The following is a 24,970-nucleotide window of genomic DNA, read 5'->3' on the forward strand; positions in this document are numbered from 1 at the left end:
AGCGGCTTCTATTATCGCGGTTCAGCAGCAGTCAGCTCCGTCACCGTAATCCCTTCAAACCGCGCTCTCCCCCGGCAACCGAACCCGAACCGTTCGTCCTCGAACGCGGTCAGATCGTCGTAGATGACCGTCTCGTTCAGCATGACGAACAACCGCTCATGGTGCTTCTTGAAGCGGAAGGCATGCAGAACCTGCTGCTCCAAGTCTCCCGCGAGCCGGATCGGCGGCAAGTCGAGCTTATCGCCGGCGCGGCACATCTGGCCGCGCACCTCCGCCGACGCGAAGTCCGCCTCGAACTTCAAGTAATTCGTCGCATCCACGTAAGCTGCGTAGAAGACGGCCGATCGGCTAGCGGCCTGCGATTCGCGGGCGAAATCAACTTGGACTTGGCATCCCGCCGGCAGGCGATCGGTCGAGAAGACGGCATGCTCGGCTGCCGGTCTATCTGTCCCGCAGACGAATGCGCCTTGCTCGAACGTCCATGCGGCGGCGGCTCCGCCAGTCTCCGCGGCTTCGAACAACGCCGCGAATTCTCCGTCGGCCCCGGCCGCGCATTGCAGATGGCCCGTCACCTCGACCGACGCGAACGACGCCGCAGAATAGCGGGTAGCCAGACCAATCGCCCCGACCTGCAAGCTATATCTTTCGCCAAGCCGCGGCAGTCCGTCGAGCAGCACGCGGCAATAGCCCCCGACCTTCTCGATCCGCAGCTGATGGCTGCAATCGAAGCGGAAGTCCTTCGGAAGCATAACTTCGCTTACCTGCCCGCGGATCCCGCCGCGAACCTCATGCATCGACAAGCTTCTTCGCCCGGCATCAAGCTGCACGAGGATATAATTGCCATCGTCCTGATAGCAGGCGTAGACGCCATAGACGCCGCCGGTAAAATAGTGGTGCCCCCTCAAGCTAACCTCGCCAACGTAATGCCGGAACGCGGACGCGGAGACGATCGCCCCGGCACAGGCGCGGCTCGTTTGGGTCAGTTCGCCCCCGCGCTGCTCCCATTCCCCGGCCAGCACCTGCCACCTGACCTCAGCCGGCTTGCCGTCCGCGTCCTCGAACAAATCCCGAAAAGTCGGCATGGCCGGCGCATCCTGCGGGACGTACGTCGGACCCGGCGTCCACATCCGTTCGCCGTTCCAGAGCAGCGGATCCATCCGCAGCTGGCGCTGTTCGCGTGCGGGATCCAGCGGCTGCGTCGCATCGCGGCCATGATAGACCATCCACAGGTCCACATTATTCGGCGCCAAGGCGAGCGAATGATGGCCGGTTCCTTCGACGCGCGCGTTCCGCCGGATAACCGGGCCGTACGTATAGTCGTCCGGGTATTTGCGCCAATTCCGCCCGTCCGCCGACACGGCGTAACCGACGTAGTAGTGCTCATGGGTGAACGCATTGCCGCTATACATGACATAATGTTTGCCTCGGCGCCGCAGGTAGAACGCGCCTTCGATCGTATGCCAATCGCGGCCGTCGCCGAACCGGTTGCGCGCGAATATCTCTTCGTCCATCGAAGGGGTCAGCACGAGCTCCGGCTTGCCTTCCGGCGTCAATAGATCGACCATCCGGTCCCTCAAGATGACCGTACCCGGCCGCGATGCCGCAGTGCCGGTATAATCGTTGACGGAATAATAGAGATACAAGTCGCCGTCTTCCTGGCGCACGACATGCGCGTCGATGCTGAAGTTGCCGAAGAACGTCTTCACATAGCGGAAGGGTCCCCCGGGCGAGCTCGATACGGCGACCTTCATGAATTCGAGATGCACGTCGTCTTCTTGTTCAGGCATCGACGAATAGTACATGTAGAAGGTACCATTCTCGTAAATGACCGACGGCGCCCAGAAATTCTTCTGTCCTTCCTGCTGAAGCGCGCAGCCATGATAAGTCCAGCTGACCAAGTCCTTGGAACGGAGCAGCTTGACGCCATGTCCGCCGGTGGCATAGGCGTAATATTCGCCGTTATGCTTCAGCACGTACGGATCAGGCAGCACTTGCGCTTCCTGCTCCTGGTCGCGGTTCTCGACCTCGACCGTCAGCGGATTCTGATAAGCAGCGCCGCCCAATTGCGGTAAATAGTAAGCCTTTTGGTTCATAGTCGCCCTTCTTTCCCTCATAAGTCCAGCCTGCCGGGAACGCGCGCGTCGTCCGGGCCGCAATCTTTAACGTCATCGTAAAACATTCGCACCTCTAGCTTGAAGGACTTATTTTTGGGTTTGTCCGGCTTTTTCTTTGAGACTTCCTACGCCGCGATTGTTCCCGATTTCGCGGCCAGCACGTTCACCGCCCGTCACCGCCCCGTCTAAACTCCCGATTGCCCAGCTCGACCTTCGCGCTCTGCGTGGACAAGCATGCCAAAAAAGCGCCACGGGGTGGAGATCCCGTGACGCCCGATTTGTCCGCATCGAAGAACGCGGGTAATACGTGACTTGAGCAGCGTCAAGCCGAGGCAGGCGCTTAGCTGCTCGATTGTTCGGTCTTAAAGGTTCGGATGAGTTCCGCTACGCGATGATTCAGATCCCGCATGCGTTCCGCCGAAACGGACAGCGCTTTGGATGCCGACTTCTGATCAGAGGAAGATGCGCTGATCTGCTCGGTCGCCGCGGCCGCGTTGTGCGCGACATCGGCGATTTGACGGATTGAGGCGACGACCGTTTCCTTCAATATTCGGACTTCGCCTACCCCGTCGTTCACGTCTTGAACCGAAGCAAGAATGGCATTGACGGTTTCGGCGACGGATTGGAAGGCAGCAGCCGCCTCCTTCACCATGCCGGATTGTTCCGCCGCAAGCGTCTCCGTTCGGCCCATGACGCGCATGGCGTCCGCGAACTCTCTGCCCAGACCGTCGATCGTCTCGTAGATCTCGCTCGTCGACGAGGAAGCTTGCGTCGCCAGCTTCCGGATCTCCGAGGCCACGACGGCAAAGCCTTGTCCGGATTCCCCGGCCCTCGCCGCTTCGATGCTCGCATTGAGCGCCAGCAGCTTCGTTTGGTCCGCGATGCCGTAGATCGTATGGACGATTTCCCGAATGCCGTTCATGCGGCTTGCGAGCGACCCGATTGTCTCGGTGATTTCGCCGTTGGCCTGATCCGTCTCCTTGGCGTGCGTTTGGAGAGATCCCATCTGATCAGCGCCTGCGACGAGCACGCTCTCTGCTCTCTCGGACAGCGAAGCGATATTCGCAGCGCTTCCGTGAACGCGCTCGACGAGCTGCGACAGGTGCTGCGTCTTAAGGTTCGCGCTCTCCGTCAGCGCCGCCTGCGTAGCGGCGCCGTGCGCGATGTCGGTCAGCGCATGCTCGATCTCCTCGCTCGTCGCCGACGTCTCCACCGCGATCGCGCTCACTTGGTCCGAGGCGCGTCCGACCTCGGATAACGAATGATTCACCGTGCCGATCAGCGTCTTGGTCCGATCGACCATCGCGTTGAAATCGTTCGTGAGCGCGCCGAACTCGTCGTCGTTAATCGCTTCAAGCGACAGGGTCAAATCGCCGTCGGCCATACGGCTTACGCCTGCTCGCAAATGGCGAATCGGACGGATAACCGAGCGGATAATGACGAATCCAAGCAGCGACGTGACGATCACGCAGGCAAGAATAGCCCCAAGAGAAATCGCCACGATCCGCTTGTAATCCGCCTTGGCCTGTTCCAACATGCGCGAGTTGTCCTCGCCATACAGGTCGCCGATCTCGTCCAAGGCCGATTCCGTGGCGTCGAAGTGCTCGAAGCCTTCGCCGAACGATCGCTCGTTCGCCTGCTTGCGCGTCGCCGGATCGGAGGATGCGAGCGAAGTCGTGATGTCGCCGCTTATTGTCGAATAGGTTCCGAATGCGTCCTCGAATTTCTGAATAAGCTCTTCTTCGCCGGCGATCGATGAACGATTCTCGCGATAGGCGCTGAAGCGCTCCTGGATCTGTCCGAGCTGCTTCTCGTAATCTTCCTTCTGCTCGTTGAATTCATCCGTGCCCGGCTCGAAATTATACATGGCGCGTTGGGCAATCAGCAATTGGTGCAAATCCACGCCGGCGGCCCGAATGTAATCGGTATTGACGGCATGTACGTTGATCGTATCCTCCAGCGCCTGTTGAACGCGCGTCAAGCCGATCATCCCGACTGCCCCGATCAACAAATTCGTCATGACGACGATCACGATCGTCGCGACCACTTTCGCCCGAATCGATATTCTGCGGTGCATAGTTATGAATGCTCCTTTCGATAAATAAGTCGTACTTCATTTATCGTCAAGCGCATCCTTATTTTACACTGTAAATAAATTGCTGCAGATCGCCTGCGCCAAGACTAATCTCCGCCTGAGCTGGGAATTCTATCATCGGGCACAAGCGATTGCATATAGGGCGTCATACCGTCAAATACCGCCGAATTACTTCGTCATTCAGCGCCTCGGGTCCGCCCTCCCAAGCGACTTGCCCTTTCTCCAGAATGTAAAAATAATCGCCGACGCTCTTCACGAACTCCAGGCTTTGCTCCGCCAGTAAAATGGCCGTGGCGCCTTGCGCTTTGATCGAACGGATTACGTCCCGAATTTCCTCGACGATGGAAGGCTGGATGCCTTCGCACGGCTCGTCGAGCAGCAGCAGGTCCGGCTCCGACGCGAGCGCGCGCGCGAAGGCGAGCTGCTGCTGCTGGCCGCCGCTCAGATCCCCGCCGCGCCTGCCGTACATTGTCGGCAGCACCGGGAATTTGTCGACGGCCGCGTCCGGCACGACGCCGCGCTTCCCGCGGCCTGCTTCCAGGCCGAGCAGCACATTCTCGTACACGGTCAGCTGGGGGAAAATCTCGCGTCCTTGCGGCACGTAGCCGATGCCTCGCTTGGCCCGATCGCCCGGCGGCCGCCGCGTCAAATCCGCGCCTTTGTAGGCAACCGCCCCGCGCCGCGCTTTCAGCGCGCCCATAATGCTTTTCATGAGCGTTGTCTTGCCCACCCCGTTGCGCCCTAGCAGGCAGACGCATTGGCCAGGTCGAACCGATAGCGTAACATTCCGCAAAATGACGCTCTCCCCGTAGCCCGATTCAAGCGCTTGTACGTCCAGCATCGCTCTCCCTCCTCTTTCCCAAATACACTTCGGCGACGCGTTCGTCCCGCTGTACGTCTTCCATCGTGCCTTCCTTCAGCAGCTCGCCCTCATGCATGACCGTTACTTTGCTGGCGAAATTGCGCACGAATTCCATGTCGTGCTCGACGACGATGACCGATTGCGTCCTCGTGATCTCTCGCAGCAGCTCGCCTGTCTTCTCGGTCTCGGCATCGGTCATTCCGGCGACCGGCTCATCCAGCAGCAGCACCTTCGGCTCCTGCATGAGCAGCATGCCGATTTCCAGCCACTGCTTCTCGCCGTGCGATAAGCCGCCCGCGATCCATTCGCCCTTGCGCTCGAGGCCGATCATGGCCAGCTGCGCCTCGATGCGCTCCCGCTCCTCGCCCGTCAGCTTCGCCCGCATGACCGCGAAGACGCCCCTGCGCTGCTTCATGGCCAACTCCATATGCTCGCGCACCGTCAGCGTCCGGAAGATCGACGGCGTCTGGAATTTGCGTCCGATGCCGAGTTCGGCGATCTGGTGCTCCTTCTTCCGGGTAATGTCCGTGCCGCCGAACACGATTTTGCCGGTTGCCGGCTTCGTCTTGCCGCAGATCATGTCCAGCATCGTCGTCTTGCCCGCGCCATTGGGCCCGATCAGGAATCGCAGCTCCCCTTGATGCAGCGCAAGACTCATCCCTTGTACCGCCTTGAACCCGTCGAATTCGGCCGTGAGCGAATCACACTGCAGGATAACGGGCGGAGTCTGCTCCTTCATCGGCGACCCTCCTCCTTCTAAGTCGTTTCAACTGACCGAGCAAGCCGGCTGCCCCCTTAGGCAGGAACACCACGACGACGACGAACAGCGCCCCCATCAGGAACAGCCACGCGTCCGGGTAGGACTCGCTGAACGCGCTCTTCGCGGAATTGAGCAATACGGCGCCAAGCACCGCCCCGATGAGCGTCCCCCGTCCGCCGATAGCCACCCACAGCACCATTTCGATCGAAGTGACGATCCCCATCATCGACGGTGAAATGATGCCCACGTGAAGCACGAACAGCATGCCCGCCAATCCCGCAAGGCCCGCTGACACGCTGAAGACGACCATCTGGTAGACCGCAGGATCAAAGCCGATGAACCGCACCCGGTTCTCGCCGTCGTTAATGGCTCTCAGCACTTTGCCGAACCGGCTGCCGACGAGCAGCCGGCAGAGCGCGAAAGCAGCGATAAGGACGACTACGGTCACCAGGTAAAGTACCGTCTTCGTCGTCTCCGACGCGATCGGGAAGCCAAAGATCTTCGAGTAGCCGGTCAGCCCGTTCGTCCCGCCCGTATACGCCTGTTGGCCGATGAACAGCGTCGTGGCAATAATTACGAGCGCCTGCGTGAGTATCGTAAAATAGACGCCTTTGATCCGGTTGCGGAATGTAAAGTAGCCGAGCGCCAGCGCCAAGAACGCGGGAACGAGAATGCCGGCCGCCAACGCGAACGGAAAGCTCGCGAACGGCTTCCAAAACCAAGGCAGCGCCGTCAAGCCGCTCCACTCCATAAAATCCGGCAGCCGGCCGCCGCTCGCATCCAGCTTCAAGTACATCGCCATCGCATAGCCGCCCAGACCGAAGAACACGCCATGGCCCAAGCTGAGAATGCCCGTATAGCCCCAGATCAAATCAAGCCCCAGCGCGACGATCGCATACGCGAGGAATTTGGCCAGCAAATTAAGACGAAAATCGCTCAAATACAGCGGCGCGCAAAATAACAGAATCGCGACGGCCGTATAGACCGCGAGCAGCCACAGCCGCTGATTGCCCATGAATCGGTTGTGCAGCATCACCATACCTCCTTCGTTAGCGTTAATCCAGCGACCGCGTTCGCATCGCGATCAGCCCGGACGGCCGCCATTGCAGGAACGCGACGATGCATAGGAAGACGAGCACCTTGCCAAGCGAAGCCGTCGTCCAATATTCGAACAGCGTGTTCGATAGGCCGATCCCGAGCGCGCCGAATACGGTGCCGACGAGTTTGCCGACGCCGCCCAGCACGACGACCATGAAGGCGTCGACGATGTAGTAGGTGCCGATGGACGGCCCGATCGGACCCATTAGCGTCAACGCGCATCCGGCGATCCCCGCGATTCCAGAGCCGATTGCAAAGGTGACCGCATCGACCCGCCGGGTAGAGATGCCAAGGCAAGCAGCCATGTCGCGGTTCTGCATGACCGCCCGCATCCGCCTTCCCGCATGACTGCGGTTAATGTAGACATACATGGCAAGCAATACGACTGCCACCAGCCCGATAATGAACAGCCGTTTATACGGGAGGACGACGTCGCCGAGAATCGTCGCTCCGCCATCCAGCCATGCCGGACTGGTAACGCCGACGTTCGGCGCGCCGAAGATCGTGCGGGCGAGCTGTTGGAGCATAAGCCCTACGCCCCAGGTCGCCAGCAGGCTGTCGAGCGGACGACCGTACAAGAATCGGATGAGCACGGTCTCGAGCAGCAGGCCGACGAGGAACGACACCGCGAAGCTGAACGGAATCGCCGCCGCGAAATACCAGCCGAATGCGGATTCCGGCAGATAGGATTGAAACAGGTTCTGCATGACGTAAGCCGAATAAGCGCCGATCATAATAAGCTCGCCGTGCGCCATGTTGATCACTTTCATCAGACCGAACGTGATCGCCAGTCCGAGCGCGATCAGCAGCAGGATCGAGCTGACGCTAACGCCGTTGAACAATTGAAGCACCGTGACTTCCATCTCTTGCGATCACCTCATGCCTTCTTGTTGGTCGCGACAAAGCAAGGTGAAACGGCATCGCCCTTTTTTGGGGCGATGCGCGTTTCATTCCGATGAAATACAAGGCGGAGGAATAAGCGTTAAACTTATGAACGCTTGTATTTCGAAAAAAGGAAGCATCCCGTGGCGAGGGCGCCTTGCGATCCTTCCTTTCCTTCCGCTCTGTCTTTGCGATTGTTCCAGCCGTTCGTCCGCTTCGCGCGAGCTGGCTCGTTAGGTCAATTGCCCGCGCTCAAGCTTGCCGCCCAGTCGTAGCCCTTCAAGTAAGGATCAGGCTTGACCGGCTCGCCCGAATTCCACACTTCCTTGAACTGACCGTCCGCTTGCACCTCTCCGATCCGCACGGTTTTGTATAAATGCTGCGTCTCGCCGTCGATTTTCACCTTGCCCTCCGGCGCGTCCCACTCGAGCTCCTTGGCCGCTTCCTTCACCTTCGCGACATCGGTGGAGCCGGCCTTCTCGACCGCGGCCGCCCACAGATAGACCGCATCGTAACCTGCTTCGATCGGGTCCGCCGTGACGCGGTCCTCGCCGTACTTCTTCTTGTAATTCTCGACGAACGTCTTGTTCGCCGGCGTGTCGGTCGTCTGATAATAGTTCCAAGCGGCGAGATGACCAGCCAACACGTCAGCGCCGATGCCGCGGATTTCCTCCTCTGCGACGGACACCGACAGCGTCGTCAAATCCTGCGCCGTAATGCCCGCGTCCTTTAACTGTTTGAAGAACGCCACGTTGCTGTCGCCGTTCAGCGTATTGAAGACGACCTCCGGCTTCGCTTCCTTGATTTTGCTAATGATCGTGCTATAGTCCGTATGGCCGAGCGGCGTGTATTCTTCCCCGACCAGCTCCCCGCCCTCCGCTTTCAGCTGCTCCTTGATAATCTTGTTCGCGGTGCGCGGGAAGACATAATCCGAGCCAAGCAGGTAGAACTTCTTGCCGCGATTCTCGAGCAGCCACGTCACGGCCGGCACGATCTGCTGATTCGTCGTCGCGCCGGTGTAGAAAATGTTCGGCGACGATTCGAGCCCTTCATACTGCACCGGATACCACAGCAAGCCGTTCAGCTCCTCGAACACCGGCAGCATCGCCTTGCGGCTGGCCGACGTCCATCCGCCAAAGACGGTCGCGACCTGGTCCTCGGAGATTAGCTTCCGCGCCTTCTCCGCGAACGTCGGCCAATCCGATGCGCCGTCCTCCACGACCGGCACGAGCTTCTTCCCTAACACGCCCCCTTTGGCGTTGATTTCCTCGATCGCCATCATTTCCGCGTCCTTGACGGATACTTCGCTGATTGCCATCGTGCCGCTTAACGAGTGCAGAATGCCAACTTTGATTTCCCCGCCGTCCCCCGATTCGCCGCCTCCATTGCTTGCCGCGCTTTCCGTTCCTGCGTTCGTCTCCGTGGTGGTCGTCTCTTTGGCGTTATTGCTGCAACCCGCGATAACGATGCAGAGCGCAATCAGAAGCAGCGATACTCGTTTCCCAATTCTTTGACTCATTCTCCCACTCCTCAGCGTTTTCTCTCTATCCGAACGATGGATTGGATGACTGTTCCAACCGTTCGTGATTCAGATTATAGGTAGTATGGGATTATCGTGTCAACAATAGTTACGCAAATGATTGCAATTCGAATGATAAGGCGTGAATTGAATTATCGTAATTAATTTTTTGTGAATTTTTAGTTCACTTTTTTGAGTGTTTACATCATTTAATCATATTAAACTAACTTATATATAACACTAATTGTTATAATCACTCATACCTCTCAAGCTTGGCTTCTGATTCCAATGTTTCGATTTGAGAATCACAGATACGCAAAAAAAGCCTAGGTTCGGATAGAATCCAAACCAAGGCATCGGATTAAGGATCGGTCTAATCGAAATACGGAATGCCGATTCATACGTAATCATGACTTTTAGAATCGCGTGCCGACCTATTTGTGCTTCTGCGTGTTCATTTTGCCGTTATCCCGAAGCTCCGACTCACCGCGTCTTGCCTTGTCTAATAGGTCCACGCGCAATCGTCTGCTCGCTTGTCCGGCAGGAAGCTTAGGAACGTCGTCCCGCTAAGCTCGTGCCAATCGCTCCGATCCCGGTATTCGATCCGGCAGCACAGCTCCGGACGCAGCCACTGCGTCGGTCCTTCCTTATTCGCCAGCAGGCCTCGCGCGATATTGAGGAACGCTTCTCGCTGCTCTTCGCCGATGCCGGTCTCCACGAGACCGACTGGCTTAAACCGCACGGTACGAAAATGCAGTCCGATCACAAGCGCGAAGACGGGCGCGGTCCGGTAACCGAGGATCATGACGTCGATTTCCACCGGATGCTTGACCTTGATCCACTCTTCCGAGACGACTCCCGGACGATAGACCGACCCCCGCCTCTTGGCGACGATGCCTTCTATTCGATGCGCCTTCGTCCAGGCATAGAGCGCCGTGCCCTGTCCCGGTACGAACGCGCACGCGGCAAGTTTCTCCGACGACAAGATGGACTCGCGTAAAATATCCTTGCGGACAATCAAATGCTCCCGAAGATGCTCCACCGTCGTCCCGAGCACGTCGAAGGCGATCCACGAAGCGGGATGCGATCGGACCGCCGCGGCAATGCGCCGCGAATCGCGAAGCCGAAGCCGATACGCGAAATCGTCGAACACCGCTCTGCCGCCGTTTAAGCAGATGCCCTCGCAATCGAGCACGGCCTCTTTTGCGCTTATGGCGGAGGCCGCTTCTTTTAACTCGGGGAAATTGTCGGTTACGCGCCGACCGCTCCTTGTGTAGGCTTCCAGCCGTTCGCCTTGCTTGTGGAGGATCATTCGCGCGCCATCCCACTTGGGCTCGAACAAGAAATCTTCATCGTCGAACGCCTCATTCGCGCTCACGGCCAACATCGGCCTGACGCCTGTGAACAAGTGACGATTCATCGCATTTCACCCCCTGATCGCTTCAGCTATCTGCTGCCGCTTGTCCGGAGGTCGTAATCTGCCAGCCGACGCCGTATCGATCGATAAGTCTGCCGTACATTCTTCCCCAGAACATGGACGTGAACGGCACCAGCACCGTGCTGCCTTCCGCCAGCGCCTCGAAGACGCGACCGGCTTCTTCATCCGTTCCATATTCCAGCGTTAAGTCCAGCGCATTTCCCCGTACGATGCCCTTCATGTCAGCCAAGTAAAACACCGCACCGGCAGCGTGCAGCTCCAGATGCTCCACCCGGTCCGTAGCCTGATGCTCACTGACCGCAAGCTCGTCGTAGATGTGGAGAAGCACGACCTTTCCGTCCAATATTCGCGCGTAATAGTCCGCCTGCTCGCGCGCATTATCGCTAAAAATATAAGCTTTCAAAACCGCCATGCCTAAACACTCCTTCGCGCCAGTTGCGACCGGCCCGCGATCAACCCCATCCTTCCTCATTGTTGGCTTTTCCAGACCGTTCCAATCATGCGCATGGATGAAATCGAATCGGGCGTCGTTATACAATGGAGATTAACCAGAGCTCGACCCCATTTATGACGAGAAGGGAATGAATGGCCAGATGGCCGAAATAGAAGATTTCATGCAGCTTGATATCCGAATCGGCACGATCGTGAAAGCCGAGCCTTTCCCAGAAGCGCGCAAGCCCGCCATTAAGCTGGAGATCGATTTCGGACCGCTGGGGATGAAGCGTTCGTCCGCCCAAATTACGAGGCGCTATGATCCGGAGCAGCTGACCGGACGGCAGGTAGCCGCCATCGTTAATTTCCCGCCACGGCGGATCGCCGGTTTCGTATCGGAGGTGCTGGTGCTCGGCGGCGTGCCCGATGAAGGTGACGTCGTGCTGCTGCGACCCGACGAACGGGTGCCGGACGGCACATCGATCGCATGATCCGTGCATGCAAATGACAAAGCACCCGGTGACATCCGGGTGCTTTGCTTCATTTTCATGGCACCAACGCGTCGCCCGTCAGGCGGCGAGGCCTTGCTGCGAATTTCGTTTGCCTCTAAGTCTGCGGAGCGCAGGGAGCAAGTAGTAGTCCAGGCCGAATCTCCCGGCGTTCGAGCCCGAGATGGCGACGATCGCGCCAAGCAGGATCATCCAAGGATTCGTGCTAACCGATCCGGCGAACACGAACATAAAGTTCATGAATACGCCGAAGAATGCGGCGATGGCAGTAAGACCGCCAAGAATGAGTCCAAGCCCGACCAGCGTCTCGCCGATCGGAATAAGCCAGTTGAACAAGCCGACGTTCGGCTGCGCGAACTGCTCAATGAAGCCGGTGTACGTCGGGTAAATCAGTTCGTTCGTCCCGCGGTCGACGACCGGATTGGCAACGGCGTTCTTCAAAAATCCCGAAGCGTCGAAGCCGTCTTTCAATTTGTGATATCCTGCGTCCAGCCATTTCCAGCCCACGTACAGCCGGAGCAGCAGCAGCAACCCCGCCGCATAAACGTTTTCGCGTAAAAATCGAATAATCATAATTTCACCCCCTCTCACGGGTTTATTTAACATCTTTTATACTAACATATAATTCCTGATCGAAAATACCTCCTTTTTACATTTATGACACTGGACCGCGGGCATGAGAAAAGGCTTAAGCACCTAGGTACTTAAGCCTCCCTCATATGTCGAGCAAGTCGGTTTAACCGAGTATCCATCTGGCGATGCGGGCCAAATCTTCGATGTCGATCTTGCCGTCGCCCGTCACATCCGACTTCTTCAGGTTATTCCAATTCGGGTCGGTCGACGTTTTGCCATATTGGGCGGCCGCGATCGACAGATCTCCGATGCTGTATTTGCCATCCTCGTTAATATCGCCCTGCTGAACCGGGATAACGGCGTCCTTGAACGCTTGAATCGCGGCATGAAGACGATCCGTCGCCTCCTTGACCTGCTGGGCCGTCGCGGCATCGTTTGCGGCAACCGCCCGCGCAGCCGCTATAGCCTGTCGAAGCGCGGCCTTCGCACCTGCGCGGTATTCGCCAGGCTTGGCGCCTTCGATCGCGGCGTCGTGCAGCGATTGCGCGCTCGCGATCAAGCTGTTCAGTTCCGTCTTATCCACCGGCGCATCCGCCGGCTGGAGCTGAATGCGCAGCGATTCTCCCGTCGCCTGCCGGGTTTCGTCGCCCTCCGCGTTCGCCGTCAAGACTTCGCGGAGCGAGACTGCCGCCATCGCCGCCTCCTCCACCGGGCGAACGGCGAACTTCAGCTTCAACAGCGCCTTCGTCCCGCTTGCATCCAAGCCTGCCGGATCGGTCGAGGCGAGCAGCAGCCGAAGTTGGCCCGAGTCGCCTGGTTCGGTCCGACCCACGACCTGCATATCGTCCGCCAACGGCTCCGCCGAGCGGAATTCCAGTCGGCTTGGGTCATAGGCGATCTTCACATCGTTGGCATAGATGGCTTCCGCCAGTCCGGAGAGACTGTAGACCACGTCGACCAGCTCGTCTTCCTTCGCGGATGCAGGTCCTGACAAACTCGCGCCGTCTTGCGCGGCAGACGCTTCCGTCACCCGAATCAGCGCCTCTGCCTGTAAATACGTGCCTTCGATCGCGCCCCGGATTCGGAATATTCCCGTCTTGGCGACCTGCTCCTGATCGACTGCGTTCCACGCGACGTTCGCTTGCTTCACGCCGCCGTTAACCGTGACGTTAACGGTCTTCGGGAACTCCGGCAGCTTGCCTTTCGCCGTCGCGAGTTCAATCGGCGTTACCGATTCGATGAGCGCCGATGGCGTTGTTTTCAGGCGCAGCACCGTAACCGAGTAGGCCGGGAATTCATACGTGAAGGTTTGGCCGAAGCCGGACTTCACGCTCGTCTGCGGACTTACGGCATCCGGCTGGCTGAAGGAGTTCTCGGCCGTCAGGGCATCCGCCTTCAATTCGATGACGGTCGCCTTCGGATTGATGTACGCCGCCTCGACGCTGACGTTCGCGGATTGCGCGTTGCCCGAAGCGTTCACGGTCTTCACGATCAGATCGCCCGTCGCGGCATCCTTCGTCGTTACGCTGTAGAGCGGTCCTTGCGCCGGCTGTACTTCGTTCACCAGCTTGCCGTCCAGGTAGGCGCGGATGCCGCTGCCCTGCACCTCGATCTTAATCTCGTACCAGCGGTTCGTCTCGACGCCGCCCGCGGCCGTATTGCCGACGATCGCCTTCTGTCCGTTCGTCGCTTTCTCGACGACGGTCTGCGTGTTATTCCAGCCGCCGAGGTTCCACCAGTAGTAATTGTTCGTATCCTTGGCACCGAATCCGACCAGGAAGCCTTCGGAGCCGCTCGTCTTGCGAGCCTTCATCGTTACGGTATAATTGGTCCAGTCCGCGCCCGTCTTCAGCGCAAGTCTCGCATCGGCCGTCGTCGCGGACAGCTGCTTCACCGAGCCGCCGCTCACGGACCAATTGCCCTGCAGCGGGCTCCACTTCTCGATTGCCGCTTCGTCGCCGAAATTTTCCGCGAACAGCTCGGTACCGTCCGCCTTCGCGACCTTGATTTCGTCATACTCGACGGCCGTATTCCACGAACCGAGCATGATCGAGCCCGCGATGTCGTTCACCGAAGCTTTCTTCCTCGTCAGCTTCGTCGGCATCACTTCCTGCCCGACGTGATTGCCGAACAGCTGCTGGACGTAATAGTTCGGGGTCGCGTACGCTTCCGCGTTGTTGAACCAGATCAAGTCCGTCGTCCATTGCGTATTGCTCTGGCGGGCGAACAGCGGCGCGAACGACGCCATGCCGACGACGTCGGAATTCCGTTCCAAACCAGTCATGAAGGCCGCTTCCGCGAGCGCGCTCTCCATGTTGTTCTTCTTGCCGACGCCGTGCGCCGCGTATTCGCCCACGAATACTTTCGGACCGGTGCGGCTGTAATTGTCGTAACGGGTGACATTGTTGTAGAACCAATCCGGCGACTGGTACATATGCTCGTCGACCAGATCGGCTTTGTTGCCGTTCTTCGCCAGCCATTCATAAGCTTTGCGGAAATTCTCGTCGCTCGGAGAATAACCCGCGCTCAGCACCAGCTGCATATCGGGGTATTTCGCTTTGATCGCGTCATAGAACACCTGGTACCGGTCCAAGTAATCCTGTCCCCATAATTCGTTGCCGACGCCGAGATACTTCATGTTGAACGGCTCCGGATGGCCGTTCGCCGCGCGCTTGGCGCCCCACTCCGTCGTCGCGTCGCCGTTGGCGTATTCGATCAGGTCAAGCGCGTCTTGAATATAAGGCCCCAACTGGTCCATGGGCACCTTCGGCGGGTTCGAATGGCAGGACACTTGCCCGATGAAAATGATCGGGAGCGGCTCCGCGCCGATATCCTCGGCCAATTGGAAATATTCATGGAAGCCCAGGCCGAACGATTGATAGTAATTGGCCGCCCACTGGTTCGGCTGTACTTGCCGCTGCGCCACGTCGCCAATCGTATTCTTCCACCGGTAGCGGTTCTCAAGCGAACCGCCCTCGACGATGCAGCCGCCCGGGAACCGAAGGAAGCCCGGGGTCAGATCATCCAGCATCTCCGCCAGATCGTAACGCAAGCCGTTGCCGCGATTATGCCACGTCTTCTCCGGGAACAGCGAGACCATGTCCAGCTCGATCGTCGCCTTCTCGGCTGCCGTCACGTCGAAGCTCGCATGCGAGGACGAGGCGCTCGCTTGGATCGAGCAGCCGAGCTTCTTCCATTCGGAGCCGATGCCCGAGGTTTCGCAGCTGCCGAGCACCGCCTGGTCCGCACCGCGCAGCGTGGCGGCGAGCGGCTTCGTCACCGCGTCCGCGCTTCTGGCGTACACCGTGAAATGATAGCTTTCCCCTGCCTTGACCGCGATGCCGCCGCTGTAGCCGGCATTCGAGATGCCTACCCCGGTTCCGGGTTCCGCGACCGTAATCCGGGCATAACGGGGATTGTTCGCGTTCAGCGGCAATTCCGTCGCCGTCGACACTTGGCCTTCACCGCCGCCAAGCGCCTTCTTCGTCCAGGCAAAGAGCGGCGTGCCGAACTCGAAGGAACGGTTCTCGATCAGATCCCCGTACAGCCCGCCGTCGGCCGCGTAGTTGATATCCTCATAGAAGATGCCGTAGAGCGTCGGACTAACGGCGTGCGCGGCGTGCTTGCCGTCGATCTCCAGCGTATACGCCGCCGATCCCGCTTCCGTCACGATCACCGTGAACGTCTTCGTATCCTGCGCTGCGCCCTTCGTCAGCGTGGCCGTCAGCGTGACGGTCTTATCCCCCTCGCCGGGCTGCGGACGCGTGACTTTGCCCTGCGTGCTGACAATCTCCGGGTTGGAGGAAGCCCACCCGATCGAAGAGCCCGCGATGCCCGTCTGCGGCAGCGTCAAGTCTTTGGTCTGCTCGGACGTATCGCCCAGACTGAGCCAATTCTTGTCGTAAGCGAGCATCTCCGCGTCGGTCATCCCGCCTGTCGCGATGCCAGCCAGCTCCGTCCCGGATAGCGCCCGGCTGTAAATGCGGAAATCGTCGATCCGCCCGTCGAAATACGGGTCAGCACTGAATTGGGACTTGCCCAAATAGTTCCGGTTCGTCTGTCCAAGCTCGGAAGGATCGACCTGCACGTTGCTCACGCTGGCGACCTGAATGCCGTTGAAGTAGAGCGTATACGTGTTGCCGTCGATGACGGCCGCGACGTGCTGCCATGATTTCGAATTCGGGAATGCCGGGCCGATCAGCGTCGACTCCCCGCTGCCGGACGGCCGGACGCCGAACCGCGCGTTGCCTTCGTGGTCCCGCAGCGACAGAAACATATAATTCGTATCGCTCGTGCCCAAATCGAACACGCGGCTCCAAGCGCCGAGCGTATCCGCATTCACCCATGCAGCGACCGTCACGTTATGCTGCTGGGCCAATAATCCGTCCGGCAGCTGCAGGTAACCGTTCGTCCCGTTCAGATCCAGCGCGCCGCCCGTCTTGCCGGTCGCGCTCCAGGCCGCCCCGCCGTGCGGCGTCCCGTCATGGCCATGCCCTGAAGCATCCTTCCACGCTGCATCTCCCTCGCCGTCGAACGTATAATGCAGCAGCAAATCCTCGGTCGACGCCTGTGCTGGCGCCGCGGCAGCCGCACCGTCACCGGCGCTTAATCCGTCCGCTAGCGCGGGCGGCACCAGCGTACCGCACAATGCGGCCAGCGTGCCATAGACCGTGGCCGTTCGCGCGAACCTTCTTTTCCAACCATGCCTCAATTCCTGTTCCTCCTCGGCGGTTCAAGTGATGGCTAATTGCTTTGCATAGTTAATATAAATGCAAACTAATTAGTCTGGGCTAAATGCCGCATTCCTTAACATGAATGCGAACCAATTAGCCAGGGCTAAATGCCGCATTCCTTAACATGAATGCGAACCAATTAGCCAGGGCTAAATGCCGCATTCCTTAACATGAATGCGAACCAATTAGCCAGATACATTACGTATCAACTATAAAGCGCTTACAGGAGGGTTGGAATGGTTTCTTTTTTTCATTTATTGTGTTTTTTTATTCGGATGCCGGGGCATGATTCACACGTCGCGCTCGATGCAAGAATAAAAAGGGCATCCCGCCCATGGACGGAATGCCCTACAACCATTCAAATATTAACGTTACGCTTTACGCGCCGAAACGCTGCCTATACCCGCATCGACGGCACAGCTCCTCGACAGCTTCGCGGCGGGAAAACCCTTCGACCAGCTTGCTCGCCCGCTCACCGTTCACGATTTCCGCGAAGGACGTTTCGTTGACGTTGCCCAAGTTAATAACGCCCTCTCCGTCCAGGCAGCAAGGCACGACCGTGCCGTTCGAGAGAATCGCCGCCTGGCTGCGCAGCGCGTAACAGAAGCCTTTGCCGTCATCCTCAGGGGCGTCCAGGCTTGGCCATTGGAATTCATGGTCCTGATTCAAATAGACGCGTTCGGCGATCCGCACGCCGCTGCCCGGCACGACCTTCTCTTCGATGCGGTAATCGAGCCCGAATTCCTGCTCCAGAATCGCCAGCGTCTGGCGATTGCGCTGACGCTGCGCGTTCGTGATGTTGTCCTCGGTCAGGTTCCACAGCCGGAACGAGAAAATGATCCGATTCGCCTCTTCCTCGCGCACGAAGGCGAGAATGTCCCGCAAATACCCTTCGCGGTCCGTCGATCCGAGATGCCCGTCGAAGCTGTGCAGCGAGAAGTTCATCTGACGCAGCGCCGGCTTGCCGAGCAGCTTGTGCCGGTTCTTCGCGATCAAGGTGCCGTTCGTCGTAATATTGACCTTGATGCCTTTCTCGTGCGCGATATCGAGCAGCAGGTCGATCTTCGGATGGAGCAGCGGCTCGCCTTTGACATGCAAATAAACGTAACTGGCGAACGGCTTGATCTCATCCAGACGCTTGGCGAACTCCTCCGGCTTGATGAAGTTCTTGGCGCGTTCCGTCGGGGGACAGAAGGTGCAGGCGAGATTGCAGACACTCGTGATTTCTATATATACTTTCTTGAACGCTTTCAACGATAAGGGCCCCATTCCGGTAGTCTATGATGATCGATTTCATTAAATCTACCTTCTATAGTACCATAGCCGGACCGTCAGATGGAATGAATCCGATCCGTCTCGTAGACCAGGATCATTTCGTCCGTCAGCCGTTCATACACTTCCACCCAGTCTCGCTCGACCAGTATGTCCCGCAGCTCCTCGTCGCCGATCTTCCCGCGCCTGCGCAGCGCCGCCAGCTGTCTTAAGCTTTCGAGCGTCGGCTCTGCCTCATCCGCCGCTGCCGCTCCTTCCGTATCTCGCGTACCCTGGCCGGCGATTTCCGCTGCGCTTGCCTTCGACCGGCCAACGTCCTTCGACGCGCGAGCCGCGTCGAATTGGCGGGATAACACAAGCAGCAGCTCGTCCAGCGCTTCTTCGTACGATTTGCGTTCGGCGAATCCCGCTTTCCGCTGCATCCCCCATACCTGGCGCGCCACATCGAGAATCGTCTTCTCCGCTTCCGTCAGCTTCTCGCCTACCCAATATTGCAGCTCCGAGGCGGGAATTTCCCAGCTTCCCCGCTTGCCTCGCCGGTTCCCCCGCAGTTTGCCGACTGCGAGCCACCGATAGACCGTGCCCACATCCTGCTTCAGGATCAAGGCGGCTTCCTCCACCGTGAATACATACTCATCGAACATGCGGTTCCTCTCCTCTACGAATCATAATTAGAAGTTATGGTAGTAGAGTTTATGAGGAGAAGACGAGATCCATGATACTCGCTCTTCTATAGCCTTTCTGTCCGCGCGAAATATTCGTTGGTTGATGCCCTCGCCGCCGTGGTATAGACATGGTGAACCGGCTGTATCGGGAGCAATGGTAGGTAAGGGAAGGAGAAGCGCCTATGGTTATTGAAGACCGGCCGCTCGAGCGGGCTGTGCTGCAATTTATTTTCCCGTTCGCCTACAAGCGCGGCAGCGACGAACGGCTGATCCCAGAACTGCTCGCGGATCGGTTCGTGCCGTTCCGGCTGGACGATCTATCGCAGGAGCAGGCTTTCTATGGTCCGCGTTACGGGGTGTTCCACCAGGCGCTGGAACGCTATTTCATGCCGTACACGTGCTGCATTCTATTTCCGCGCAGCGCTTCGGACAAGAACGGCTTCCGCCGGTTTGCCAAGACGATCGGCAAAGCCTGTACGCTGCAGACGGAACGGGGCGATATGCCGTTTCGGCTTCATGCCGCGGAGGTCATCGTCTGCCCGTTCGACCTGGGCTTCATCACGCTTCGAATCGAGCTGGAGCAACCCGACCTCACCTATGGCGAGGCGCTGGAGTTCGCCGATCGTTTCCGCGTGCTGCAGGACGTCTCGGCCAAGGACAAACGGACCAGCGTCCTCGGCTCCCGCGGCGAGTTCACACAGACGGAGGATTTTATCTTCCGCGAAATCGTCCGCTCGCTGCTCCCCCATCTGGATAACGAGGTAACCGAGGGCGCTTATTTCGAAACGCTGCCGTTCTTCATTGACGAGCGGATGTACGTCCAATCGTTAATGCAATTCAAAGAAGAAGCCGCGATCTCCGATACCGACCTCTTCCGCGCGCTTCATCTGGATGGGCTCGACGAGGCAGGCGAGCCGTATGCGAGCGCGGGCAATGCCGAATATATGGCCGACTACGTGAACGAGCGGCGTTATGACCGCTGGGCGCCCCGCACGCGCTACGCGATGAACGAGAATGCCTTCGCCTGCTTGACGCTGGAAAGGGAAGCGCGATTCGACCGGCTGGCATCCCAGCTCTTCGGTGAGCATTATTATGGCGTGATGATGAGCCTATTCCACAAAATCGCGCTCCTGAAGCTGGCCAATCAGTATTCGCATCTGAACGTCGAACGCGACCATCGGGCCGTGCAGCGGCTCATCCGTCAAATCAATGCGTTCTCCGCCAAATATTACTTCAGCGAGCTGGCCGCCAGCGTCCAAGGCAACGAGATGTTCCTGCAGCTGCGCCAAATATTCGGCAGCCACGCCCTATTCGAGGACGTGAAGGAAACGCTGGCCGATCTGTTCCGCTATCAGGAGGACTACCAATCGAAAGGCCAGAACAATCTGCTGCTCATTCTGACGCTGTACACGGTCGTCGGCGGCATCTACGGCATGAATCAGGTCATCGAAGACTTGAAAGGCGACATCGACTGGTCCAAACTGGCCGCTTACTCGGTATTCGAGTACATTGCGCTCTTCATCACGCTGACCGGGCTGATCGTCGGTATTGTCTTGGCCGTCATTGTGGCAATCAGATGGGTGAGCGAGCGCAGAGCGCTGCGGGACGAGTAGCTTCTCTGCGGGTCGGATCCTACCACAGGCCTGACCGGAACGTTAACTCGCTTCGCCCGACTCCTCCCGGAAGTGGCTCGTGTCCCCGTGCATAATAATGCGCGGAATATCTTGGTCGATCTCGATTTTGCTCAGGCAAGTCGGGTGAATATACGGCGGCCCCCAGATCGCGTTCATCTCGCGCTGCTCGAAATACGCCATGAGCACCTTCACGACGACCGTATGCGTGACGATCAGGATGGATTGGCCGGCATGCATCGGCAGCAGCTCGTTCAGCTTGGCCATCGCCCGGTCCGCCACCGCACGGAACGTCTCGCTCCCTTCTACTTGGAAGGCGTCCGGTTCTTCCCAGAAACGCTGAAACTGCAGCGGATTCCGGCACTTGGCTTCCTCCAGCTCCAGCCCTTCCCATACGCCCAAATACATTTCCTTGAACTCGTCGCAAGGTTGAATGCGAACATCCCTCCCGCTCCCTTGCGCGATAAGCGAGGCCGTCGTCATCGTGCGCGCGCTCGAGCTGGCATAGACAGCGTCGATGACAGTTCCGCTCAGCGATTCCCCTAACCATAATGCCTGATTGCGGCCAAGCGGCATCAGCGCCGAATCCAAATGGCCTTGAAACCGCTTCGTCACGTTCCATTCCGTCTCGCCGTGGCGCACCAAATAGACAGTGGTCTTCTCCATATTTAACTTCCTCCTTTGGCTTCCGATGAATGATTCGCGCCCGCTTCCGTCCGGCTCAACCGTTCGAATAATGCACGGCCTAGTTCCGGATAAGCGGACAAATGGCAGTACGATTGCGGCGGCGAGAATCGGTACGCGGCGCGCAGGCGTTCCAGCGGCATCGGTTCGATCTCGCGAATCGTCCGCAGCGGCAGCGCATAACCTTGCTCAAGTCCGGCAAAATAGGACATAATCCCCTCGATTGTGCCAGCGCCTTCCTGTTCAGCCAACCGGCCCAGCCGCTTGGGCGCGTCCACGATCGGCGAGCCAAATTCGGCATACGCGCGGATCGCTTTGACCGGCGAGCTCACGTAAATGAACGCATGAACCGGAGCGCTCATGAATTTACGTCGAAATTCGTGTTTCTTGATGCCGGCAATCATCAGGCCGTACGGCGATGGCTGCAGGCTGAGAATAATGGTGCATATGGCGGTCGAATCGCCGAATGTGTTCGTTTGCAGCGTGAAGTTCCTCCTTTCGTACGCGTGTAGTCGAAGTGGCGCGAAGCGTTCTGCCTGTCCACGGAGGCCGAGATGCCCTCATTTTAACGAACGGTAAACTTTCCATCAATAGGAAATGTGATTTTTATCACGCCTACCCACCCAAAAGTAAGCGCGTTCCGAATAATGTAAGTAATAATCGGCCACTCGCACGCACAACACGACAAAGGAGCGCAATCGCAATGACCATCAAAGATCTCCGGAAGAAAAAGGGAACCGTACATTACCTCGGATTCGACGAAATGAAAAAAATGTGGGTCTACGCCTTACAAGATATGTTCGACCGAAAACGGACCTTTGGCGTCATCGCCGGACAGATGAACGTAATCGAGCTGCTGAGCCTGAAGGGCTTGAATTTGTGCAAACACTGAGAATACATCCGCATCATATAGAGACTAAGGCTGCTGCCGTCGAGGAGCAGCCTCTTTGACATTTTGCCAATACCTAGGAACGGCGAAAAAGCCGCCGGTCGCAAGGACCAGCCGCCTCCTCTTCTTTCGCAAACTTGACGATTACTGCGCCAAATCCCACTCGTTGACCCGATTGAACATACCCAAGTTGAGCGGTTTGCCGACGAGCACGTTCTTGGCCACCGCCTGCAGCCGTTTCTCCGAGTAGACGCTGATCGTCGGCAGCTCGTCGTGCAGAATCTGCTGCAACTCATCGTAGATCACGTGCCGCTTGGCCGAATCCGGCTCGGTCGCGCCTTGACGGATCAGCTCGTCGACCCGCGGGTTGCTGTACAGGATAAAATTGTTGCCGTTGCCGCTCTCGAACAGCGAGAAGTAGTTGCTCGGCTCGATGTAGTAATCGCGGTTGAAAATCGTCAGCTCATATTGCTGGTTGTCCACCTTGTCGATCAAGGTGCCGAAATCGTACTTCTGCACGTCGATCTTGAACCCGACGTCCGTCAGGTTCTGCACGAGAATATCGGCCGCCTGTTCGCGCACCTTGTTGCCGACCGGGATGAGGAACCGCAGCGGCTTCTTCGCGTCCCAGCCGGATTCCGCCAGCAGCGCCTTCGCTTTGTCCGGGTCGTAGGTATACGGCGTCAGCTTGTCGTTATAGTACGGATTGTCGCTCGGCACGCTGCCGTCGATGACCTCCGCCTGACCTTTGAGCAATTGCTCGACGATCAACTGCCGGTTGAGCGCGTAGGCGATCGCTTGCCGGACCTTCACGTTCGGCAGCGCCTTCGTGTTGAAGAAAATTTCCGCCGGCTCCGACGGACCGCTGGAATCGACGTTCACGTTGTCCAGCGCCTTCACCTTCTCGTATTCGGTGATCGGAATGAGACCGACCGGCAAGGAGTTCAGTTGAATATCCCCCGTCTGCAGCTGGGCGACGAGGTTGGTGGCCGGCAGCACCTTGACGAAGATTTTGTCCAGCTTCGCCACCGGACGGTAATAGTTGTCGTTGCGCGCGACCTCCGTATACTGATCCTTGCGGAAATCGGCGAATTTGAACGGCCCGATCGTCACCTCCGGCTTCTGGAAATACGGATGGGTGTTCAATTGATCGACCGGCACGTCCTTCAGCACATGCGCGGGCAGGAAGTACACTTTCGTCGCGAACGTCTCCTTGAAGATATTCGGGTCGATCGGCGTCTTCGTCTTGATCTCGAACGTATGGTCATCGACGATTTTCAGTCCGGCGAGCTCGGTCTGGCCTTCCGGCAGCTTCCCGGCATCGTCCGTGCCTTCGACGAAGTTCAAGCGGAACGAGCTCTCGACCTTCGGGTGCAGCGCGGTCAGCAGCGTATACTTGACGTCCGCGGTCGTGAACGGCTGGCCGTCGTTCCACTTCGCGCCCGCGTTCAGCTTCACGACGTATGTCTGATTGTCCGCCGTCTCGACGGAATCGGCGAGCTTGGGCAGAAATTCGAACGACGTATTGATATCGAGCAGCGCGTCGTTGAGCAGTGCCTGGACGGTCTTGGAGGCGGAGTCGCCTTGGTCGTTGATTTGGTTCAGCGTAATCGGCGAATTGACGATGCCGATCGTGACGACCTTCTCCTTGACATCAGGCGGCGCGGCGGCTTCTTCCGTCGCGGATTCGGCGGCGGTCTCTTGCGCGGCGGCCTCGACTTCCCCGGCGCCGTTCGAATGACCGCCGTTATTGCCATTCGAGCTGCAAGCGGCGAGCAGCAAGCAAATGAGAAGCATAGCAGGCAGGTAGCGAATCGATCGTTTCAAACTGGATTTCCCCCTTTATCGTGCAAAATGGTCGATGCGCGAGAATCGCGCAAGTTAAGCCTTCGGATCAAGCGCGTCGCGAAGCCCGTCGCCGACGAAATTGATCGCCAGGACGGTGACGAGCAGCATCGATCCGGCCGGAATCCACAGCCACGGCTGCTCCGTCAGCACCGTGAGCGACTGCGCCTCGGACAGCATATTGCCCCAGCTGGCGGTCGGCGGCTGGACGCCCATGCCGAGGAAGCTAAGCCCGGCCTCGCTCAGAATCGCGCTGGCGATGCCGAATGTCGCGTTGACGATGATCGGACCGGCCGTATTCGGCAGCACATGCCGGAACAGAAGACGCGGCGTGCTGTAACCGAGCGCCCGCCCGGCCGTCACGAAATCCTGCGCCTTCAGCGACAGCACGTTGCCGCGGACGAGCAGCGCGACCGAGGGCCATGAGAACAAGGCGATCACCGCGACGATCGTCGGCAGACTCGCGCCGACGGCGCTGACGATGACGAGGATCACCATCATGAACGGGAATGCCAAGAACATGTCGGTCAGGCGCATGATCGCCGCGTCGATCCAGCCGCCGAAGTAAGCGGAGATCAGGCCGACAAGCGTGCCAAAGGCGACGTAGATCGCCACGGTCGCGAAGCCGACAATTAGCGATACGCGGGCGGCGATGATCAGTCGGCTAAGCACGTCGCGCCCGACCTGATCCGTCCCGAGCCAATGCGCGGCGGAAGGCGGCGCGGAGAATTGCGCGGTCACTGCATACGGCGAATGCGGCATCAGCCAAGGCGCGAGGATGGCGGCAGCCGCGAGCAAGAGCGTTGCAAGCAGCCCCAATACGGCGAGCTTATGCCTGGCGAACCTGCGGGCCGCTTGACGCAAGCCATTCTCCGGCGCAGTCTCCAGGTGTTGTCGCGAATCCGCCATGGGCAGCACGGCGGCGTCTAATCGCAGTTCGGAATGGCTCATGCGAGATGTCCCTCCCTT

At 58.6% G+C, this 24,970-nt stretch carries 20 protein-coding genes; 3 read left to right on the forward strand and 17 right to left on the reverse strand.

Going from position 1 to position 24,970, the window contains the following annotated elements; translation table 11 throughout:
• Nucleotides 1-11 precede the first annotated feature (11 nt).
• The 9 genes from ACFSKT_RS04760 to ACFSKT_RS04800 all read right to left on the reverse strand — a co-directional run bounded on the left by ACFSKT_RS04760 (nucleotide 12) and on the right by ACFSKT_RS04800 (nucleotide 11,180).
• Nucleotides 12-2,093: a glycoside hydrolase family 43 protein gene (locus ACFSKT_RS04760; protein ID WP_377718910.1), complete on the reverse strand. Its 2,082-nt coding sequence runs from the start codon at nucleotides 2,091-2,093 to the stop codon at nucleotides 12-14.
• 361 nt (nucleotides 2,094-2,454) lie between these two features.
• Nucleotides 2,455-4,191 (reverse strand): methyl-accepting chemotaxis protein, encoded by a 1,737-nt coding sequence (locus ACFSKT_RS04765; protein WP_377718911.1) that lies wholly within the window; start codon nucleotides 4,189-4,191, stop codon nucleotides 2,455-2,457.
• Between the two features lie 163 nt (nucleotides 4,192-4,354).
• The gene (urtE, locus tag ACFSKT_RS04770) at nucleotides 4,355-5,050 is read right to left on the reverse strand and encodes an urea ABC transporter ATP-binding subunit UrtE (protein ID WP_377718912.1); all 696 of its coding nucleotides are present in this window, start codon (nucleotides 5,048-5,050) and stop codon (nucleotides 4,355-4,357) included.
• Nucleotides 5,028-5,810 carry an urea ABC transporter ATP-binding protein UrtD gene (gene urtD / locus ACFSKT_RS04775; RefSeq protein ID WP_377718913.1) on the reverse strand — a complete coding sequence of 261 codons (783 nt, stop codon included), beginning with the start codon at nucleotides 5,808-5,810 and terminating at the stop codon, nucleotides 5,028-5,030. Before urtD ends, urtE begins: the two co-directional genes overlap by 23 nt.
• Nucleotides 5,773-6,864 carry an urea ABC transporter permease subunit UrtC gene (gene urtC / locus ACFSKT_RS04780; RefSeq protein WP_377718914.1) on the reverse strand — a complete coding sequence of 364 codons (1,092 nt, stop codon included), beginning with the start codon at nucleotides 6,862-6,864 and terminating at the stop codon, nucleotides 5,773-5,775. Before urtC ends, urtD begins: the two co-directional genes overlap by 38 nt.
• Before the next feature lie 22 nt (nucleotides 6,865-6,886).
• Entirely contained in the window at nucleotides 6,887-7,792 is a 906-nt protein-coding gene (gene urtB, locus ACFSKT_RS04785; RefSeq protein ID WP_377718915.1) for an urea ABC transporter permease subunit UrtB, read from the reverse strand.
• Nucleotides 7,793-8,049: 257 nt separating this feature from the next.
• Nucleotides 8,050-9,330: an urea ABC transporter substrate-binding protein gene (gene urtA, locus ACFSKT_RS04790; RefSeq protein ID WP_377718916.1), complete on the reverse strand. Its 1,281-nt coding sequence runs from the start codon at nucleotides 9,328-9,330 to the stop codon at nucleotides 8,050-8,052.
• A 502-nt stretch (nucleotides 9,331-9,832) separates the two neighbouring features.
• Nucleotides 9,833-10,750, reverse strand: a complete 918-nt coding sequence (locus tag ACFSKT_RS04795; protein WP_377718917.1) for an ATP-dependent DNA ligase — start codon at nucleotides 10,748-10,750, stop codon at nucleotides 9,833-9,835.
• 22 nt (nucleotides 10,751-10,772) lie between these two features.
• The gene (locus ACFSKT_RS04800; RefSeq protein ID WP_377718918.1) at nucleotides 10,773-11,180 is read right to left on the reverse strand and encodes a VOC family protein; all 408 of its coding nucleotides are present in this window, start codon (nucleotides 11,178-11,180) and stop codon (nucleotides 10,773-10,775) included.
• 181 nt (nucleotides 11,181-11,361) lie between these two features.
• On the opposite strand from ACFSKT_RS04800, the gene csaA reads away from it, so the two are divergent.
• Entirely contained in the window at nucleotides 11,362-11,691 is a 330-nt protein-coding gene (gene csaA / locus ACFSKT_RS04805; RefSeq protein WP_377718919.1) for a chaperone CsaA, read from the forward strand.
• Between the two features lie 78 nt (nucleotides 11,692-11,769).
• Here csaA and ACFSKT_RS04810 read toward each other — a convergent pair whose 3' ends face one another.
• The 4 genes from ACFSKT_RS04810 to ACFSKT_RS04825 form a co-directional block, all read right to left on the reverse strand.
• Nucleotides 11,770-12,282 (reverse strand): DoxX family membrane protein, encoded by a 513-nt coding sequence (locus ACFSKT_RS04810; RefSeq protein WP_377718920.1) that lies wholly within the window; start codon nucleotides 12,280-12,282, stop codon nucleotides 11,770-11,772.
• 163 nt (nucleotides 12,283-12,445) lie between these two features.
• Entirely contained in the window at nucleotides 12,446-16,993 is a 4,548-nt protein-coding gene (locus ACFSKT_RS04815) for a LamG-like jellyroll fold domain-containing protein (RefSeq protein WP_377718921.1), read from the reverse strand.
• A gap of 400 nt (nucleotides 16,994-17,393) precedes the next feature.
• Entirely contained in the window at nucleotides 17,394-18,269 is an 876-nt protein-coding gene (locus ACFSKT_RS04820) for a radical SAM/SPASM domain-containing protein (RefSeq protein WP_377718922.1), read from the reverse strand.
• Between the two features lie 77 nt (nucleotides 18,270-18,346).
• On the reverse strand, nucleotides 18,347-18,931 hold the full coding sequence (locus ACFSKT_RS04825) for a helix-turn-helix domain-containing protein (RefSeq protein WP_377718923.1): 585 nt from the start codon (nucleotides 18,929-18,931) through the stop codon (nucleotides 18,347-18,349).
• A 203-nt stretch (nucleotides 18,932-19,134) separates the two neighbouring features.
• On the opposite strand from ACFSKT_RS04825, the gene ACFSKT_RS04830 reads away from it, so the two are divergent.
• Nucleotides 19,135-20,565 (forward strand): hypothetical protein, encoded by a 1,431-nt coding sequence (locus ACFSKT_RS04830; RefSeq protein WP_377718924.1) that lies wholly within the window; start codon nucleotides 19,135-19,137, stop codon nucleotides 20,563-20,565.
• A gap of 42 nt (nucleotides 20,566-20,607) precedes the next feature.
• Here ACFSKT_RS04830 and ACFSKT_RS04835 read toward each other — a convergent pair whose 3' ends face one another.
• Both ACFSKT_RS04835 and ACFSKT_RS04840 read right to left on the reverse strand, forming a co-directional pair.
• On the reverse strand, nucleotides 20,608-21,249 hold the full coding sequence (locus ACFSKT_RS04835) for a histidine phosphatase family protein (RefSeq protein ID WP_377718925.1): 642 nt from the start codon (nucleotides 21,247-21,249) through the stop codon (nucleotides 20,608-20,610).
• A gap of 2 nt (nucleotides 21,250-21,251) precedes the next feature.
• Nucleotides 21,252-21,629, reverse strand: a complete 378-nt coding sequence (locus tag ACFSKT_RS04840; RefSeq protein ID WP_377718926.1) for a hypothetical protein — start codon at nucleotides 21,627-21,629, stop codon at nucleotides 21,252-21,254.
• Between the two features lie 341 nt (nucleotides 21,630-21,970).
• Between ACFSKT_RS04840 and ACFSKT_RS04845 the strand changes: the two genes are divergently transcribed.
• On the forward strand, nucleotides 21,971-22,159 hold the full coding sequence (locus tag ACFSKT_RS04845) for a hypothetical protein (protein ID WP_377718927.1): 189 nt from the start codon (nucleotides 21,971-21,973) through the stop codon (nucleotides 22,157-22,159).
• Between the two features lie 141 nt (nucleotides 22,160-22,300).
• Here the strand turns inward: ACFSKT_RS04845 and ACFSKT_RS04850 are convergent, their stop codons facing one another.
• Together ACFSKT_RS04850 and opp4C are read right to left on the reverse strand one after the other, a co-directional pair.
• Nucleotides 22,301-23,983: an ABC transporter substrate-binding protein gene (locus tag ACFSKT_RS04850; protein ID WP_377718928.1), complete on the reverse strand. Its 1,683-nt coding sequence runs from the start codon at nucleotides 23,981-23,983 to the stop codon at nucleotides 22,301-22,303.
• 54 nt (nucleotides 23,984-24,037) lie between these two features.
• On the reverse strand, nucleotides 24,038-24,910 hold the full coding sequence (gene opp4C, locus ACFSKT_RS04855) for an oligopeptide ABC transporter permease (protein ID WP_377719014.1): 873 nt from the start codon (nucleotides 24,908-24,910) through the stop codon (nucleotides 24,038-24,040).
• Nucleotides 24,911-24,970 lie beyond the last annotated feature (60 nt).

Origin of the sequence: Paenibacillus xanthanilyticus (genome assembly GCF_042682185.1) — a bacterium.
GTDB lineage: Bacteria > Bacillota > Bacilli > Paenibacillales > Paenibacillaceae > Paenibacillus_Z > Paenibacillus_Z xanthanilyticus.